The following is a 15,563-nucleotide window of genomic DNA, read 5'->3' as shown; positions in this document are numbered from 1 at the left end:
TTATTCCGTCTCCCCACCGGCACCGTCGCGCCGCTCGTTAGTTCTTGTATTGTCGCCGTCAGGGGCCGTCGCCCGGGCGAGATATTCGATCAGCGCATCGCGGCGCTCGACGCTCTTCAGCCGCTGGATCGGCATCTTCGTGCCGGGCGTCACCACATCCGGCCCGTCATCGAAGAGGCGTCCCACCGTCTCGGCATTCCAGACGATATCGGAATTCTTCAGCGCCTCCGAATAGGTGTAGCCTTCCACCGTTCCCGCCTTGCGCCCAAAGAGCCCGTAGAGCGTCGGCCCCGCGCGGTTCGCATCGTCCGTCGTCAGCGTGTGGCAGACCGAGCATTTGCGCAGGAACTCGCGTTCGCCGGGATCGTCCACATCATAGGCCTGAAAGCGCCGCGGATAAACCGACTGGGTGCGCTGGAACGGCTGGTTCGGCGAGACCTGCCAGCGAATGGCGTGATCGTCGAGCCCGGCACGATAGAGCTGATCGCCCTCCGGTGTGAAGGAGAGGCCCCAGACAGGGCCGAAAAGATCGCCATAGCTCTCGATCACCGCGCCGGTCTCGACATCGAAGACATCGATCTCGCCATCGGCGGTGCCGACCGCGAAGGTGCCGGCGCGCGGTGAGGTCGCCAGCGCGAGAACCGGATGATCGCCATCCTTGAGGATCGCCGTGTCTCCGGTCTCGAGATCGGTGACTCCAGCCTCGCCGTTGATCGTGCCGAAGGCGAGAAGTGAAGCGCCCGGAAGGGCGGCCAGCACGTTGACGCCCCATCCCGCCTCGTGAAGAACCCGCGAAGGCCCAGAAACGCGCCCATCCGCGATCGGCCAGACGAGAATGCGCCCGTCATAGCCGCCGGTGTAGAGCTCGAGCCCGTCCTGCGAGAAGGCGACGGCGTTGACGTTGCCGGAATGGCCGGCGAGCCGATCCACCTCGCGACCTTCACCAAGATCGAACAGCCGCGCCGTCCCATCCCACCGCGCGACCGCCGCGAGTGTGCCGTCGAGACTCACCGCGACGTCGAGCGCCTTCTCGCCGGTGTCCTCGATCAGCTTGATCAGGGCCCCTTCGTCCAGATCCCAGATCGCGAGCGCCCCGTCGTCGCCGACGGAGACCGCCTTCTCCGTGCCCGGCACGAAGGCGACATCGTTTGCAGCGGCCTTGTGGCCGTCGAGGCGATGGATGATCCGGCCCTCTTCGCCTTCCAGCGCCCAGAGGATCACGGTGTAGTCGAAAGATGCGGTGAGCGCCCTCGTGCCATCTTCGGAGAGAACGACGGACTTCACCGGCCCGCCATGGCCGGCAAGCCGATCCGGCCATTCATGCTCGACCGCATCGGTCTGCCCGGCAGGTTCAGCGCCGTCTTGGGCATGAGCATAGCCCAGCCCCGCGCCGAGGCAGGCGGTCAGAATTAGTCCCGTGATGATCTGGCGAAACATGGCGGTCCGCCCGTCCGATCTTTATTCGGCGGGCTGCGCCGCGTGCGAGCTTGATCCCGTGCCGCTCTGGCCCTTCTTGGCCAGCACGTCGTCGACCCAAAGCGAATGGTGCTCACGCGCCCAGTTGAGGTCCACGTCGCCGCTGCCCATGGCGTCGTAGGCGCCCTCCATACCGATCGTACCGATATAGATGTGGGCGAAGACGAGACAGGTGAGAAGCACCGCCATGATGGCGTGCCAGATGGAATTGGCCTGCTGTTCCTGCATCATGGAGTAAGGCGGCTCGGGCAGGCCCAGCCATGCCGGGATATCGAGACCGATCGATCCGAGCATCGTCACCGTGTCCGTGAAGAACTTGTGCTCAAAGGGAAAGAGTAGCGCCCAGCCGGAGAGGCACAGTGAGAAACCACCCAGCATGACCGACCAGAAGATGATCTTCTGCCCCGCATTGAACTTCTTCGCCGGAATATGCGTGCCCTTCGTAAACATCCCGCCGCCCTTGGCGAGCCAGACCAGGTCGCGCGGGCCGGGAATGTTGTGGATCACCCACATGGCGAAGGCGACGATCAAGCCGAGCATGAAGGCGAAGGCGACGTAGTTGTGCGAGAATTTGAGGAAGGAGGCGAACGGTCCGAAGGCATCCTTGCCGATCAGTGGCATGATGAGATCGCGACCATAAGATATGTTTAGGCCGCTGATCGCGAGCACGATGAAGGAGAGCGCCATCAGCCAGTGCGCGGTCCGCTCGATCAGCGTAAAGCGCTCGATGGTCTTGCCCGACTTTCCGCTTTCGATCCGCACCCGGCCCCTGAGTGCGAAGAACACTGCCAGGAGGATTAACGTCCCGATCATCATCAGGCCGAGATAGTCGAACAGCGGTCCGTTGCGGATGAGCCGCCAGCTCTCGCCCGCCGGCTGCACCATGAAGGCCGCCTTCTTGTCGGGGATCGAAACACTGCCCTGCACGCCTTCCTTCACCTGCCGCCAGAGCTCGGAGTCGGACGTCCCGCCCAGCGAATTGCCCGGAACCTGCCCTTCGGTCGGGCTGGACGGTGCAGCGATGCCGCTGTTGGGAGGGCGCACGGAGCTTTGCGCCGAAGCAAACTCGGTTAGGGCGAAAAGCGCGACGAAGAGAAAGGCCAGCAGCATCAGAACCGGGCGCAGACGGCTCGCCACTGCACTCGAGACAGGATGGACGACCATCGACCTCGCACTCGTCATTCGCTCAACTCCCTCACCCCTGCGGGCCTTCGTCCGGATTTCCCGAAGGCCTGAAGTCACCCCCCGCGATCGGGTTGGCGCTTCCATGAACCGCCCTACTCGCCGTGCCGCATGGAGAGATAGCCTCTCGACACAAGCACGACCGGAACGGACCAATCTGTCATTAGCGAACCGGGCAGTCCTCTCGAACCGCCCGATCTGAAGCTCAGCTCGGCTTAGCCGCCGACCTTCTGGTCGTAGGCCGTGCCCCAGCCCCATGCGCCGGCACCGAAGCCACGGGCCACGACGCGCTCGCGATAGATCTGCGAGACCGTGTCTCCGTCACCGGCGAGAAGCGCCTTGGTCGAGCACATCTCGGCGCAGAGCGGCAGCTTGCCTTCCGCGATGCGGTTCCGGCCGTACTTCTGGAACTCGATGTTCGACATGTCCTCTTCCGGACCGCCGGCGCAGAAGGTGCACTTGTCCATCTTGCCGCGCGTGCCGAAGTTGGAGGCTTCCGGATACTGTGGCGCACCGAACGGGCAGGCGTAGAAGCAGTAGCCGCAACCGATGCACAGGTCCTTGGAGTGCAGAACCACGCCGTCCGAGGTCTGGTAGAAGCAGTCCACCGGACAGACGGCCATGCAGGGTGCATCCGAGCAGTGCATGCAAGCCACCGAGATCGAACGCTCGCCCGGCTTGCCGTCGTTGATGGTCACCACGCGGCGTCGGTTGACGCCCCACGGCACCTCGTTCTCGTTCTTGCAGGCCGTGACGCAGGCATTGCATTCGATGCAGCGCTCGGCGTCACAGAGGAATTTCATTCGTGCCATTTTGTTATCTCCCCCTTACGCTGCCCGCTCGATCCGGCAGAGCGTCGATTTTGTTTCCTGCATCTGCGTGACCGAGTCGTAGCCATAGGTCTGAGCCGTGTTACAGGCCTCGCCGAGGACGTACGGGTCCGCACCGTCAGGATATTTCGCCCTGAGATCATTGCCCTGGAAGTAGCCGCCGAAATGGAACGGCGTGAAGACGACGCCCTGTCCGACGCGCTCCGTCACCATGGCCGCCACAAGGATCTTGCCGCCCTCGGGGCTGTGCAGCCACACATTGTCGTTGTCGCGCACGCCGAGATTGTTCGCGTCAGCCGGATGGATCTCCACGAACATCTGCTGCTGCAGCTCGGCGAGCCACGGATTGGAGCGGGTCTCGTCGCCGCCGCCCTCGTATTCCACCAGACGGCCCGACGTCATGATCATCGGGAAGTCCTTGGAATAGTCGTCCTTCTGGATCGAGGCATAGGCCGTCGGCACGCGCCAGAACGTCTTGTCCTCGTAGGTCGGATAGTCGGCCACCAGATCGCGGCGCGGCGTGTAGAGCGGCTCGCGATGGATCGGGACCGGATCCGGGAAGGTCCAGACGACGGCACGGGCCTTGGCGTTGCCGTAGGGCGCGCAGCCGTGCTTGATGGCGACGCGCTGGATACCGCCTGAAAGATCGGTCTTCCAGTTCACCGCGCCCATCTTCTCGGCATAGTCTGCCGGGCGGCTGTCCTCGTTGTCGGACTCGATGTCGCCCGTCTGCGAGGTCTCGCCTATATCGGTATTGGTCGGCCGTTCATCGCGGAAGCCGGCCACATACTCGATGGTCTTACGCTCGAACGGCGTCAGATCGCCGTCCCAGCCGAGCTCCTCGAGCATGGCATAGGTGAATTCCGGATAACCGTCCTCGATCTCCGAACCGACCGGGTAGGACCCCTCGGCCAGAAGATTGTCGCCATCGCGTTCCACGCCGAAGCGGGCACGGAAGCCCATGCCGCCCTCTGCGACCGGGATCGAGATGTCGTAAAGGTTGGCGGAACCGGGATGCTTCATCTCGGCCGTGCCCCATGACGGCCACGGCAGGCCGTAATAGTCGCCATCGTTCGGGCCGCCCCGCGCACGAAGCGTCGTACGGTCGAAGGAATGCTGGTTCGCCATGTGCGACTTCATGCGCTCCGGCGACTGACCGGTATAGCCGATCGTCCACATTCCGCGATTGAACTCGCGGGTGATGTCTTCGACCACAGGCTCGCCGTTCTCGACCGCGATGTTGCGGAACATGCGATCGGCAAAGCCGAACTTTTCCGCGAACTTGTGCATGATCACGTGATCGGGCAGCGATTCGAAGAGCGGCTCCACCACCTTCTCACGCCACTGCAGCGACCGGTTCGAGGCCGTCACCGAGCCGTAGGTCTCGAACTGGGTCGAGGCCGGCAGAAGATAGACGCCGTCCGTGCGGTCCTGAAGCACCGCCGTCATGGTCGGATAGGGATCGATCACCACCAGCATGTCGAGCTGGCTCATCGCCTTCTGCATTTCTGGCAGACGGGTCTGCGAGTTCGGCGCGTGGCCCCAGAACACCATGACCTTGGTGTTGTCCGGCTGGACGAGATTTTCCTTCTCTTCCAGAACGCCGTCGATCCAGCGCGATACCGGAATACCGGTCTCGTTGATCATCGGGCGGTCGCCGCCGTCTTCACCCTTGCCGACCATCACGGAGAAGCGGTCGCGCAGCCATTTGGGATCTTCCTGCCAGACGCGAGACCAGTGTGCCCAAGCGCCATCCGTCAGGCCGTAATAGCCGGGGAGCGTGTCGGCGAGCACGCCGAGATCGGTCGCGCCCTGAACGTTGTCGTGCCCGCGGAAGATGTTCGTGCCGCCGCCGGCCTTGCCCATATTGCCGAGGGCAAGCTGCAGGATGCAGTAGGCCCGGGTGTTGTTGTTGCCGTTGGTATGCTGGGTGCCGCCCATGCACCAGATCAGCGTGCCCGGCCGGTTCTCCGACATGGTCCGCGCGACGCGCTGGAGCTGGGAGCCGGGAACGCCGGTTACGTTCTCCACCTTCTCCGGCGTCCAGTTGGCGACCTCGGCGCGGATCTCGTCCATGCCCCAGACGCGGCTTTCGATGAACTGCTTGTCTTCCCACCCATTCTCGAAGATGTGGTAGAGAATGCCCCAGACGAGCGCGACGTCCGTGCCCGGCCGGAAGCGGACGAACTCGTCGGCATGAGCTGCGGTTCGCGTGAAGCGCGGGTCGCAGACGATCAGCGGGGCGTTGTTCTCTTCCTTGGCCTTCAGAAGGTGCAGCAGCGAGACCGGATGGGCCTCGGCAGGATTACCGCCGATCAGGAAGATCGCCTTGGACTTGTGGATGTCGTTGTAGGAATTCGTCATCGCGCCGTAGCCCCAGGTGTTCGCGACACCTGCGACCGTGGTGGAGTGACAGATGCGCGCCTGATGGTCGACGTTGTTCGTGCCCCAATAGGCCGCGAACTTGCGCAACAGATAGGCCTGCTCGTTGGAATGCTTGGCCGAGCCGAGCCAGTAGACCGAATCCGGCCCGACCGCCTCGCGCACTTCGAGCATCTTGTCGCCGACTTCGTTGATCGCCTCGTCCCAGGAGAGACGCTGCCACTTACCGCCAACGAGCTTCATCGGATATTTCAGACGGCGCTCGCCATGAGCGTGCTCGCGAACCGACGCACCCTTGGCGCAATGGGCACCGAGATTGAAGGGCGAATCGAAGCCGGGCTCCTGGCCGATCCAGACGCCGTTCTGCACTTCTGCAAGAACTGTACAGCCGACCGAACAGTGGGTGCAGACCGATTTCTTGACGGAGACCTCCCCGTTGCCCGCGCCCTCTTCGGCTGCCTTTGCCTTGCGCACCATGCCGCCGGACAGGGACCCGACAGCAGCGACACCGCCGATCGTCAGGCCGGACCGCTTCAGGAAGGTTCGCCGGTCAACCGCACCATGAGTGAATTCCGACAGCGTCGAAGCCAGTCGCGCAGAGCGCGCCGACGTCGCGGCTTTCTTTTTCAGCATTCTCGCCTCCGCTTAAAAAGTCTTGCAGTCGCCTGCGAAAGGTTCATCTGTCCGAAGCGCGCTCAGAAGCGCGCGGAATCGTAGAAGGTCTTCACGTGCGCGGTTTCCTTGTAGCCGGCATCGCCGCGCTGCTCTTCTTCAAGGTCCGCAGCCCCAGCCGAACCGACCGTCGAGGCCAGCGCCGCAGCACCGGTTGCCACACCGCCGACACCGGCGAACTTGAGGAACGAACGACGATTCGTTGCCCCGTCCTTCTTTGATCCGCTCATCGATCAGTCCCTTCCATTTTCGTTTCGCTTTGGAAGCGTTCTAAAGACGCTTCCTCGCCATTTCCTTGCTTCGCGCGGTGACTCCCGCGCGAAAATTCACATATCGAACCCGGCATCCTCGATCTCCGCGAAGAGCGCGCCGATCCGCCCGACCGGCGCGTAGAATTGCGCGCCTTTCGCCCTGGCGAGATCGGAGAAGAAATGCCCGATCCAGGACCCCACATGTTTGCGGAAGAAGTCGCGCTGCACGGCGAGAGGCTGGCGCTCACCGAAGGAGCCGTCGATCAGCCCGGCCATCATGTCCATCAGCGCGGCCGCGTGGTCCTCCGGCTCCTTCACCTCGGGCGAACGCTCGATGCCGAGCGGAGCCATGTCCGCGCGCAGACGCGCCAGCGGCTTTTCGTGAAGGAACCCGGTAAGATAATAGGAGCCGAATGGCACAAGTTCGCCGCGACCGACGCCGATGAAGAGCCGAATATATTCGTCGGAGACATCCTCCGCGCTTATCGCGCCGGCCCGCGCCGAAAGCTCACCGATCGCACGGCCGAGCTCGGTCTCATCACCCGACAGATTGGCGAGTGAAGCCATCAGCTCGCGATCGGGCGAACGGGCAAGAAGGCCAGCGAGCATCCGATAGAGGTTCACCCTCAGATGCTCGGCTTCATCCAGCGATGTCGAATAAGCAGCGTTCTGTGTGCGCACGTCGTTCGTCTCTCCCGCGCACATTAGAACAGTTATTGTTTCGCCCGGCAATCTCTTTCGAATGGTTCCAGTCTGGCGAAGCCCTTCAAATCAGGGAGATAAATCCTCCTGCCGCGCCCATGGGAGGATGGAGGTCGGCCCGCCGGCGCTGGACAGATGAGCGTTCAAAGTGCATCAATTCCGCAGATTTTTCCGACAACGGCGGAATCAGCAGGAAGATGCAGGATTTTGCACAGTCGCTCATGCACGCCTTCACCCTCGTCCTGACGGGTGACCCCGAGCTGTGGGCGATCGTCATTCTCTCTCTGGAAGTGTCGCTTACGGCGGTTCTTCTAGCGGCATGCGTCGGTATGCCCCTCGGCGCCGGTCTCGCGGTGGCACGCTTTCGCGGCAGGCGCGCAGTCACGGTGATTCTGAATGCCCTGATGGGCCTGCCGCCAGTCGTCGTCGGCCTCTTCGTCTATCTGGCGCTGTCGGCCTCCGGCCCGCTTGGCGTCCTGCAGCTACTCTACACGCCGACGGCGATGATCATCGCCCAGTTGATCCTGGTCCTGCCGATCATCGCGACGCTCACCCGCCAGACTGTCGAGGATCTCGACGCCGAATATCGCCTCCAGCTCCGCTCTTTCGGCCTCTCCCGCGCGGCCTCGGTCCCGACGCTCCTGTGGGACGCGCGAATCAGCCTGATGACGGCGCTTCTCGCCGGCTTCGGTCGCGCTATCGCCGAGGTTGGGGCGGTGATCATCGTCGGCGGCAATATCAATCACGTCACCCGCGTCATGACGACGACGATCGCGCTCGAAACCTCCAAGGGCAATCTCGCGCTCGCGCTCGCGCTCGGCGTCGTCCTCATCCTCATCGCGATCGCGGTGAATGCGGCGGTCTCCGCGCTTGGCAATGCCTCGACGCGCGGCGCGACCACGGGGATCGCCCATGCCTAGTCTCGCCTTCCTCCCCATTTTTGGCTCAATGCCTCTTTCCCGCACGGATGATCGCGCCGCGCGCCCTTCCCTGTTCCCGCTGAAAGCAGAGGGGCTGACCTTCGAAACCGGGAACCGTGTTCTCATCGACCTGCCCGAACTGACGGTCGGCCCTAAGGGCGCGACGATGATCCTCGGCCCGAACGGCGCCGGAAAGAGCCTTCTCATCCAGCTTCTTCACGGCCTCATCGCCCCCACATCCGGCACGATCAGCTTCGGCGGAAGGCCGATCGATCCCGCCGCCCGCAAGCGGCAGGCGATGGTCTTCCAGCGCCCCGTGATGCTGCGCCGGTCCGTCGCCGCCAATCTCGGTTTCGCTCTCAAGGCCCACGGCGTCGACCGGGCCGAGCGCGGAGAGCGAACCCGGCAGCTTCTGGCCGAGGGCGGCTTCGAAAAGATGGCCGACCAACCCGCACGCACGCTCTCGGGCGGCGAGCAGCAGCGCCTCGCAATGCTGCGCGCGCTTTCAACCGAGCCCGATCTCGTCTTTCTCGATGAGCCGACCTCGAGTCTCGACCCGCACTCCACCTGCGCGATCGAGGAGATGGTCGTCCGCGCCGTCGAACACGGCGTGAAGGTGGTGATGGTCACGCACGATCTCGGCCAGGCGAGACGCCTCGGCCACGAGCTCATCTTCATGCATCACGGCCGGCTGACCGAGCAGACGCCGGCCGAGACCTTCTTCGACCTGCCTCAGAGCGCCCCGGCCCGCGAATTCCTCGCCGGCGGACTTCTCACCTGAGCCGATCAAAACCTTCGAGACAAGCAAAACCAAGGGAGACTCAAAACCCATGCTGAGACGCACATTCCTTTCAGCTGCTATCGGCCTTGCCAGCCTCTTGCTCGCAAGCGGGGCACAGGCCCAGAGCGACGAGTTCATCGTCGTCCAGTCGACGACCTCAACCCAGAACTCCGGGCTCTTCGAGGAAATTCTCCCCAAATTCACGGAAAAAACCGGCATCGAGGTCCGCGTCGTCGCGGTCGGGACCGGGCAGGCCATCAAGAATGCCGAAAACGGCGACGGCGACGTCCTGTTCGTCCACGCCAAGCCGGCCGAAGAAGCCTTTGTCGATGCCGGTCAGGGCGTCGAGCGATTCGACGTGATGTATAACGACTTCGTCATCGTCGGCCCGCCCGCCGATCCGGCCGGAATCGCCGGCAGCGAAGATGTCGTCTCAGCGCTCGACAAGATCGCCGAAACCAAGAGCCCGTTCGCCTCGCGCGGAGATGACTCCGGCACGCACAAAGCGGAGATGCGCCTCTGGAAAGAGGCCGGCGAGGACGTGAAGAGCGCTTCGGGCGACTGGTACCGCGAGACCGGTTCCGGCATGGGCGCGACACTCAACACCGGCGTCGGCATGGGAGCCTATATCCTCACCGACCGCGCCACCTGGATCTCCTTCGGCAACAAGGGAGAATACGAGATTGCTGTCGAGGGCGATCCGAAGCTTTTCAACCAGTACGGCATCATTCTGGTGAACCCGGAAAAGCACCCGAACGTGAAGGCTGAGGCCGGCCAGGCCTTCGTCGACTGGGTTCTCTCGAAGGAAGGCCAGGACGCGATCGCCGCCTATAAGGTGGACGGCCAGCAGCTCTTCTTCCCGAACGCGACGACCGGCGACGGCGCCTGATTTCGTAACAAGAAAAACGGCGGCGTGGCGTCAGCGCCCGCCGCCGTTGAAATGAACATGACCGGTCCGTGAAATGTCATAGCCGGCCATGTCGCGGGCCCGCTCTCTAAAGTCCGGCGTCCGTGAGAACGCGACAAGCCGCTGGAAGGCCGGTTCGAAATAGGCTTTTCGGCTCACCAGAAGATCGAAGCGGTCGCTCGACAGCGGCACGAAGCCGAGCCGGAACTGCGCCGCGACAGCGCGCAGGCCGAATGCGGCATCCGCCCTTTCCTCCATGATGAGCCGGGCGAGATCGTCCTCCGTCCGCGCCGGCGCTTCCGGACCATCGAGCGCGGCCGGGTCCATACCGGCCTCCGAAAGCAGCGCCTCGAAATGGACCGATCCTCCAGCCCCGGCCTGCCGTCGCGCGACCTTCAGCGCGGCCAGATCGGAAAGCCTACCGATCCCCTTCGGATTCCCGGCCGCGACGATGAGGCCGCAGTCACGCCGCGCCCATTCGATGAGAACCACAGGATCGCGCGAAAACCGCTGCGTCACCGCCTCGACGTTCCAGCCGCCGTCCGTCCCACGCAGATGAAGCCCCGAGGCCAGCGCCTCTTGGTGTGCGAAACGCTCCAGCCCGTCGCTGCTGCCGTCGAAAAACGCCGCAAGCCCGCTCCCCGATTGCCGCAGAGCCCAGTCGAGCAGCGGATCGTGGCTGCCCGCCAGCACCAGCGGCCGCTTCTCGTTTTCCACGAGCGGACCCGACCGTGCCGCGCCCATCCAGGCCGCGATCTCGCCGGCCGGAAAGAGCAGCTTGCCGACTGCACGCACGCAGGGAATCTCGCCGTTCGACGCAAGATCATAGACCTTGCGTTCCTTGATCCGCAGAAGCTCGGCAAGCTCCTTTGTCGTCAGATAATCGGGTCCGGATGTTTCCATGCTCCGCATCTAGACGGGCGCGGGCCACAAGGGCAATCGTGTCTTGGCGGAGGGGCATCGATTGCCTCTCGCCCCATCGCAGACCACACAGGATGAGAGCATGGCTCCGATCGTCTTCGGCATCACCGGCTGGAAGAATTCCGGCAAGACCACGCTGACGGAGCGCGTGATTGCCGAACTCACTCGGCGCGGGCACCGCGTCGCCAGCATAAAGCACGCCCACCACGCCTTCGACGTCGACGAGGAGGGCACCGATTCCTACCGCCACCGCGCGGCCGGCGCTACGGAAGTCGCCATCGCCTCCGCGGTCCGCTGGGCGTTGATGCACGAATTGAAAGGCGCGGACGAACCGACCCTCGAAGAGATGCTCACACGCCTCTCCCCCAGCGATTTCGTCATCGTCGAAGGCTTCAAGAAGAGCAGTCACGAAAAGATCGAGTGCCGCCGCAGGGACGCCATGGACAACACGCCCCTCGCCGGCAGCGTGCCAGGCATCGTCGCCATCGCCTCCGATCGGGGCATTGATGGCGAAACCCTCCCAGTTTTCGACATCGACGACATCACAGCGATAGCCAATTTCATCGAGAACCGGCGAAAGCCCGATTGATCGCAGCTCCATCGACACCAGGCGTGAACGGCGTGGACTTGCTTCGCGAAAGTGGAGAGCGTTTTGGATTTTACGCTGCGAGCCTCTCGAATTGAAGCGGGCTGACGAAGTTGAGCGCCGAATGGCGCCGGACGGGATTATAGAAGCCGTCGATGTACCGACCGATCGCGGCGGTCGCCTCGGTTCGGGTCTGGAAGACGGTGCGCCAGACGAGTTCGGTCTTCAGCGTCTTGAAGAAGCTTTCGACCATGGCGTTGTCAAAACGATTTCCCTTTCCCGACATCGAGATCAGGATGCCATGCTTTCGCAATAGAGCCTGGCACTCGAGAGAGCAGTATTGCGAGCCGCGATCGGCGTGGTGGATCAGCCCGGCAGGCGGAGGTCGAACGACGATGGCTCGGCGAAGCGCCGACAGAGCCAGGTCCTTCTTCAGCCGGTCGCTCGTCGCCCAACCGACGACGCGGCGGGCGAACAGATCAATGAGTGAGGCGGTGAACGAAAGCAGGCCCGTGACTGCTTTCCCGCCGAACGGAGAGGTACAGCCATCCCTCGCGCGTCCAGATGTAGGAGATGTCGACACCCCACTTCTCGTTCGGCTTGGTCGCGGTGAAGTCCTGGTCCAGAAGGTTCGGAGCGATGGGAAACGCATGGTGGCTGTCGGTCGTGCGTTTGAAGCGTCGCTTCTGCCGCGCTTTCATTCCGTTCTCGCGCATCAGCCGGGCGACGCTTCGGCGGCCGACGGCATGACCGTCAGAGCGAAGCTCGTAGACCGTGCGCGTGCTTCCGTACGTCTCATTGGACAAGGCGAACGCCGAACGGACGTACGCCAGCATCACCTGATCCTCGCGTTGCAGGCGAGAGGCTGGACGGCCTTTCCATGCGAAATAACCGCTCGGGCTGACGTTGAGGACCTTGCAGAGGCGCTGGACGGAGAAATCCTTCTTCGCCGCGTCGATGAGTTCGAACCTCATCGTTCGGCCATTCGCTCGGACCGATGGCGCTCCGGCCTCAACCCGTCCTTGGCGAAAAAAGTCGTCGCCCGCTTCAGGATCTCGCGTTCCTGGCGCAGGATCTCGTTCTCGCGCCGCAGCCGCTTCAGCTCGGCTGCCATGTCCTCCTGACGATCGGGAGGCGGCGCTTCGAGTTCCCGTTCCTAATGTTTGGTCAGCCAGTTTCGCAGTGTCGACCGGCCTATCCCGAGATCGTCGGCGATCTGCTTCTGAGAACGCCCGCTCGTCTCGACGAGACGAATAGCCTCCGCCTCGAATTCCTTGCCGAACCGGCGATGTGATCTGCCCATGAAATGCTCCTCTTTCCTTCAGAAGAGCTCTCCACTTTCCCGAAGCAAGTCCATATGAGCCTGCCCGTCGATCTGCATGACGCCGCAGGGCGAGGCCTGCGCGATCGCCAGATAGTGTGCCCTGCTCCGGCGAACCCTGTCCACATCCTTCATCGGATCGGTCACGTCGATCACTAAAGCCAGCGTACCCTTCGCGTCCGAACGCGGTATCGAGCGGTGAAGCAGCCATCTGCCGGACGGTGTCTGTCCGATCAGGTGGCCATCAATAATCTTACGGTAGTCAGGCGCCCGGACCTTCTGACTTCTATTGGTCAGCAGTCTTAAGTCGTCGGGTCAAGCTGGTCTCGAATGGCATCGGTTCGGGAAGAGCCTTTAACAACCCTAACGGGCTTTTGAAATCCTAGGATGCGCCGAGAGAAGGGGCCCATCAGGTGCAGCTACGCCTTTTGAGGTTCGTTCCGATATCGGCAAGGGGCAGCGGCTTTCCAAGCAGATAACCCTGCGCCTCGTCGCAGCCCTCCTTTGCAAGCGTCAGGAGCTGGCTGTGCGTCTCGACTCCTTCGGCGGTTACTTTGAGGTTGAGGGATTTCGCCAGCGCCAAGATGGATCGCACCAGCGCCTCCGACCGTGGATCATCGTGCATATGCTCGACGAAGGAGCGATCGACCTTGATCTTCGTGAACGGAAAATGGGTGAGATAGGAGAGCGAGGAATAGCCTGCTCCGAAATCATCGAGGCTGAGCGTCACGCCCCTTTCGTGCAACCTGTTCATGGTCGCAAGGGTCGCGTCCGTATCCCTGAGAAGGACCGCCTCGGTTATTTCGATCTCCAACCGGGCTGGATCGAGGCCCGATGCCTGGAGCGCTGCATCGACATCCGCGACGATGTCGGAAGCGGCGAACTGAACCGGTGAGACATTGACGGAAATCCGCATGCGGTCATCAAGCGATGCGATATCGCAAGTGCTTCGCATCAGTGCCCAGCGGCCCATTGCGACGATGAGACCGGTTTCTTCGGCAAGTGGGATGAAATCGGCCGGCGAGACCAGTCCTCGCTCGGGATGGCGCCAGCGCATGAGGGCCTCGTAGCCGACCGGCTGGTTCGTTCGAAGCTCATGTTGCACCTGATAGTGCATTTCCAGCTGAGCGCGCTCGAACGCGCGCCGCAGATCACTTTCCAACACCGTCCGGGCGCGTGCCGCCTTCTCGATATCCGACGTGAAGCGAACGATCTGCCCTCGTCCCTGCTTCTTGGCGCTATAAAGGGCGAGATCGGCGGCGTACATGATCCGCGCCTTGGTCATCCCGCCAAGCGCCAGGGCAACGCCGACCGACGCGCCGACCTCGACCTGCGTTCCATTGGCCACAACCGGTTCGACAGCCGCAGCTCTGATCGTCTCGGCAATTGCAAAGACCTGGCTTTCCTGCCGGCAGGTGAGGGCAAAGGCAAACTCGTCTCCGCCGATCCGTGCAGCGACGTTGCCCTCTCCGATCGCGTCCGCAAACCGTCGCGCCAAGGCTGTGAGAAGAAAGTCTCCCATTCCATGGCCATGTGAGTCGTTCACGGCTTTGAATCGGTCGAGATCGAGAAGAATGACCGCGAGTATTCCTCCGGCCTGAGCGTCCGATCTCCAGGCGGATATCATACTGTCGAGGCGGGCATCGAAGGCGCGCCGGTTTAACAGTCCCGTCAAGCCGTCATTATCGGCCAGAAAGCGAGCGCGTGCTTCGGAACGCTTGAGCTGCTCTTCGCGCAAGCGCGCCACCGTCACATCGGTGTAGGTCACGACGCCGATACCGGCTTCATATCTCGCCTCGATGAGGAGCACCGTTTCAGCGACGCGTCGTTCGAGCGTCAGATGACGATCATGCTCGAAATTATCGAGAATGCGCTCGATATAGCCGGCGGCCTCCGTGCCGTAGTCGCCGCGCTCAATGCCGAATTCGATGATGCCCTTCCACGATAGGCCGATCCGGAACAGTTCGGCTGGCGCTTCGAGCAGGCTGACGAGACGGTCGTTCGCCAGAAGGATCTTCTTCCGGTCGTGCACGAGAACGCCTTGCGCCATGGTCGAGGCCGTGAGCTCAAGAATGGTGTCTCGCAGCACCTCGGGCGATGCATCCCTGAACGCTATATGGACAAGCCGCCCATCGGTCTCGCACTCCACCGAAACCTGGCTCTCGCCGGGAAGATCCAGAATGGCTTTGGTCGTCTGGCCCGGCAGAGGCAGATGCGGTCGAAATGCTGCCTGAAGGCCTTGTGGCAGATGTTGCCCCGCATCAAGGGTGCCCGGCAAGCAATCAAGAATCCGATCGAGCCCCGCGCTGGCGTAAACGATCCTGAGGCCGTCAAGTAAAATCAAGCCGTGCGACGAGCTTTCGTTGCGCGTTTCGGTTTGAAAATTTAAACCACTCATGTCCTGACCGTAATTTTACCGGCGGACCTTCTCACCCGTGGATCTCTGGGCCCGGAAGACTTTGACTGTCAGCTGAAGTTGTTAAAATCTAATTATTTTATCAGCTTCTCAATGCCACGAAGACGAGGCCCACAAGGCGCCGGGATCGTGGAGATCGGCCGCATCTGAGCGAAGGAGTTTATCCTCGATGGACGGTCCTTCATCACCCTTTACTCTTCAAAAATACAAATGCCG

The 15,563-nt window shown here is 62.6% G+C and carries 13 protein-coding genes and 1 pseudogene; 4 read left to right on the top strand and 10 right to left on the bottom strand.

Translation table 11 applies throughout. The features are described from left to right. From ABRA89_RS02770 to ABRA89_RS02745, 6 genes are all read right to left on the bottom strand, one after another. Entirely contained in the window at nucleotides 1-1,437 is a 1,437-nt protein-coding gene (locus ABRA89_RS02770) for a c-type cytochrome (protein ID WP_349939911.1), read from the bottom strand. Between the two features lie 21 nt (nucleotides 1,438-1,458). After that, nucleotides 1,459-2,658, bottom strand: coding sequence for a formate dehydrogenase subunit gamma (locus ABRA89_RS02765; RefSeq protein ID WP_349939910.1), 1,200 nt, complete (start codon nucleotides 2,656-2,658; stop codon nucleotides 1,459-1,461). Between the two features lie 215 nt (nucleotides 2,659-2,873). Then, nucleotides 2,874-3,470: a formate dehydrogenase FDH3 subunit beta gene (gene fdh3B / locus ABRA89_RS02760; protein ID WP_349939909.1), complete on the bottom strand. Its 597-nt coding sequence runs from the start codon at nucleotides 3,468-3,470 to the stop codon at nucleotides 2,874-2,876. A gap of 15 nt (nucleotides 3,471-3,485) precedes the next feature. After that, nucleotides 3,486-6,503, bottom strand: coding sequence for a formate dehydrogenase subunit alpha (locus tag ABRA89_RS02755; RefSeq protein ID WP_349939908.1), 3,018 nt, complete (start codon nucleotides 6,501-6,503; stop codon nucleotides 3,486-3,488). Nucleotides 6,504-6,565: 62 nt separating this feature from the next. Then, nucleotides 6,566-6,772, bottom strand: a complete 207-nt coding sequence (locus tag ABRA89_RS02750) for a twin-arginine translocation signal domain-containing protein (RefSeq protein ID WP_349939907.1) — start codon at nucleotides 6,770-6,772, stop codon at nucleotides 6,566-6,568. A 96-nt stretch (nucleotides 6,773-6,868) separates the two neighbouring features. Then, nucleotides 6,869-7,474 (bottom strand): TorD/DmsD family molecular chaperone, encoded by a 606-nt coding sequence (locus tag ABRA89_RS02745; RefSeq protein WP_349939906.1) that lies wholly within the window; start codon nucleotides 7,472-7,474, stop codon nucleotides 6,869-6,871. Nucleotides 7,475-7,692: 218 nt separating this feature from the next. Here ABRA89_RS02745 and ABRA89_RS02740 point away from each other — a divergent pair, with 218 nt between their 5' ends. From ABRA89_RS02740 to ABRA89_RS02730, 3 genes are read left to right on the top strand one after another with little or no spacing between them, the layout of a single operon-like run. Continuing rightward, the gene (locus tag ABRA89_RS02740; RefSeq protein WP_349939905.1) at nucleotides 7,693-8,415 is read left to right on the top strand and encodes an ABC transporter permease; all 723 of its coding nucleotides are present in this window, start codon (nucleotides 7,693-7,695) and stop codon (nucleotides 8,413-8,415) included. Beyond that, nucleotides 8,408-9,196: an ATP-binding cassette domain-containing protein gene (locus ABRA89_RS02735; RefSeq protein WP_349939904.1), complete on the top strand. Its 789-nt coding sequence runs from the start codon at nucleotides 8,408-8,410 to the stop codon at nucleotides 9,194-9,196. Before ABRA89_RS02740 ends, ABRA89_RS02735 begins: the two co-directional genes overlap by 8 nt. Nucleotides 9,197-9,245: 49 nt before the next feature. Then, nucleotides 9,246-10,085, top strand: coding sequence for an ABC transporter substrate-binding protein (locus tag ABRA89_RS02730; protein WP_349939903.1), 840 nt, complete (start codon nucleotides 9,246-9,248; stop codon nucleotides 10,083-10,085). Between the two features lie 30 nt (nucleotides 10,086-10,115). Here ABRA89_RS02730 and ABRA89_RS02725 read toward each other — a convergent pair whose 3' ends face one another. Continuing rightward, nucleotides 10,116-11,006: a helix-turn-helix transcriptional regulator gene (locus ABRA89_RS02725; RefSeq protein WP_349939902.1), complete on the bottom strand. Its 891-nt coding sequence runs from the start codon at nucleotides 11,004-11,006 to the stop codon at nucleotides 10,116-10,118. Nucleotides 11,007-11,106: 100 nt separating this feature from the next. On the opposite strand from ABRA89_RS02725, the gene mobB reads away from it, so the two are divergent. Next, complete coding sequence (mobB, locus tag ABRA89_RS02720; protein WP_349939901.1) at nucleotides 11,107-11,613, top strand: molybdopterin-guanine dinucleotide biosynthesis protein B; 507 nt, start codon at nucleotides 11,107-11,109, stop codon at nucleotides 11,611-11,613. A 70-nt stretch (nucleotides 11,614-11,683) separates the two neighbouring features. Here the strand turns inward: mobB and ABRA89_RS02715 are convergent. The 3 genes and pseudogenes from ABRA89_RS02715 to ABRA89_RS02705 form a co-directional block, all read right to left on the bottom strand. Continuing rightward, a pseudogene (locus ABRA89_RS02715) lies at nucleotides 11,684-12,913 on the bottom strand (IS3 family transposase). Between the two features lie 18 nt (nucleotides 12,914-12,931). Beyond that, nucleotides 12,932-13,087, bottom strand: coding sequence for a hypothetical protein (locus ABRA89_RS02710; protein ID WP_349939900.1), 156 nt, complete (start codon nucleotides 13,085-13,087; stop codon nucleotides 12,932-12,934). Nucleotides 13,088-13,340: 253 nt separating this feature from the next. After that, nucleotides 13,341-15,209 carry a putative bifunctional diguanylate cyclase/phosphodiesterase gene (locus ABRA89_RS02705; RefSeq protein ID WP_349939899.1) on the bottom strand — a complete coding sequence of 623 codons (1,869 nt, stop codon included), beginning with the start codon at nucleotides 15,207-15,209 and terminating at the stop codon, nucleotides 13,341-13,343. Nucleotides 15,210-15,563: the final 354 nt, after the last annotated feature.

The organism is Fulvimarina thalattae, assembly GCF_040239565.1.
Lineage (GTDB): Bacteria > Pseudomonadota > Alphaproteobacteria > Rhizobiales > Rhizobiaceae > Fulvimarina.
Note: the sequence above shows the minus strand (reverse complement) of the source record. Positions and strands in the feature narration are given on the sequence as shown.

Coding starts and splice junctions, on each gene's coding strand:
- ABRA89_RS02750 (WP_349939907.1), bottom strand. CDS start 6,772: ATGAGCGGATCAAAGAAGGACGGGGCAACGAATCGTCGTTCGTTCCTC.
- ABRA89_RS02765 (WP_349939910.1), bottom strand. CDS start 2,658: ATGACGAGTGCGAGGTCGATGGTCGTCCATCCTGTCTCGAGTGCAGTG.
- ABRA89_RS02730 (WP_349939903.1), top strand. CDS start 9,246: ATGCTGAGACGCACATTCCTTTCAGCTGCTATCGGCCTTGCCAGCCTC.
- ABRA89_RS02755 (WP_349939908.1), bottom strand. CDS start 6,503: ATGCTGAAAAAGAAAGCCGCGACGTCGGCGCGCTCTGCGCGACTGGCT.
- mobB (WP_349939901.1), top strand. CDS start 11,107: ATGGCTCCGATCGTCTTCGGCATCACCGGCTGGAAGAATTCCGGCAAG.
- fdh3B (WP_349939909.1), bottom strand. CDS start 3,470: ATGGCACGAATGAAATTCCTCTGTGACGCCGAGCGCTGCATCGAATGC.
- ABRA89_RS02725 (WP_349939902.1), bottom strand. CDS start 11,006: ATGGAAACATCCGGACCCGATTATCTGACGACAAAGGAGCTTGCCGAG.
- ABRA89_RS02740 (WP_349939905.1), top strand. CDS start 7,693: ATGCAGGATTTTGCACAGTCGCTCATGCACGCCTTCACCCTCGTCCTG.
- ABRA89_RS02735 (WP_349939904.1), top strand. CDS start 8,408: ATGCCTAGTCTCGCCTTCCTCCCCATTTTTGGCTCAATGCCTCTTTCC.
- ABRA89_RS02770 (WP_349939911.1), bottom strand. CDS start 1,437: ATGTTTCGCCAGATCATCACGGGACTAATTCTGACCGCCTGCCTCGGC.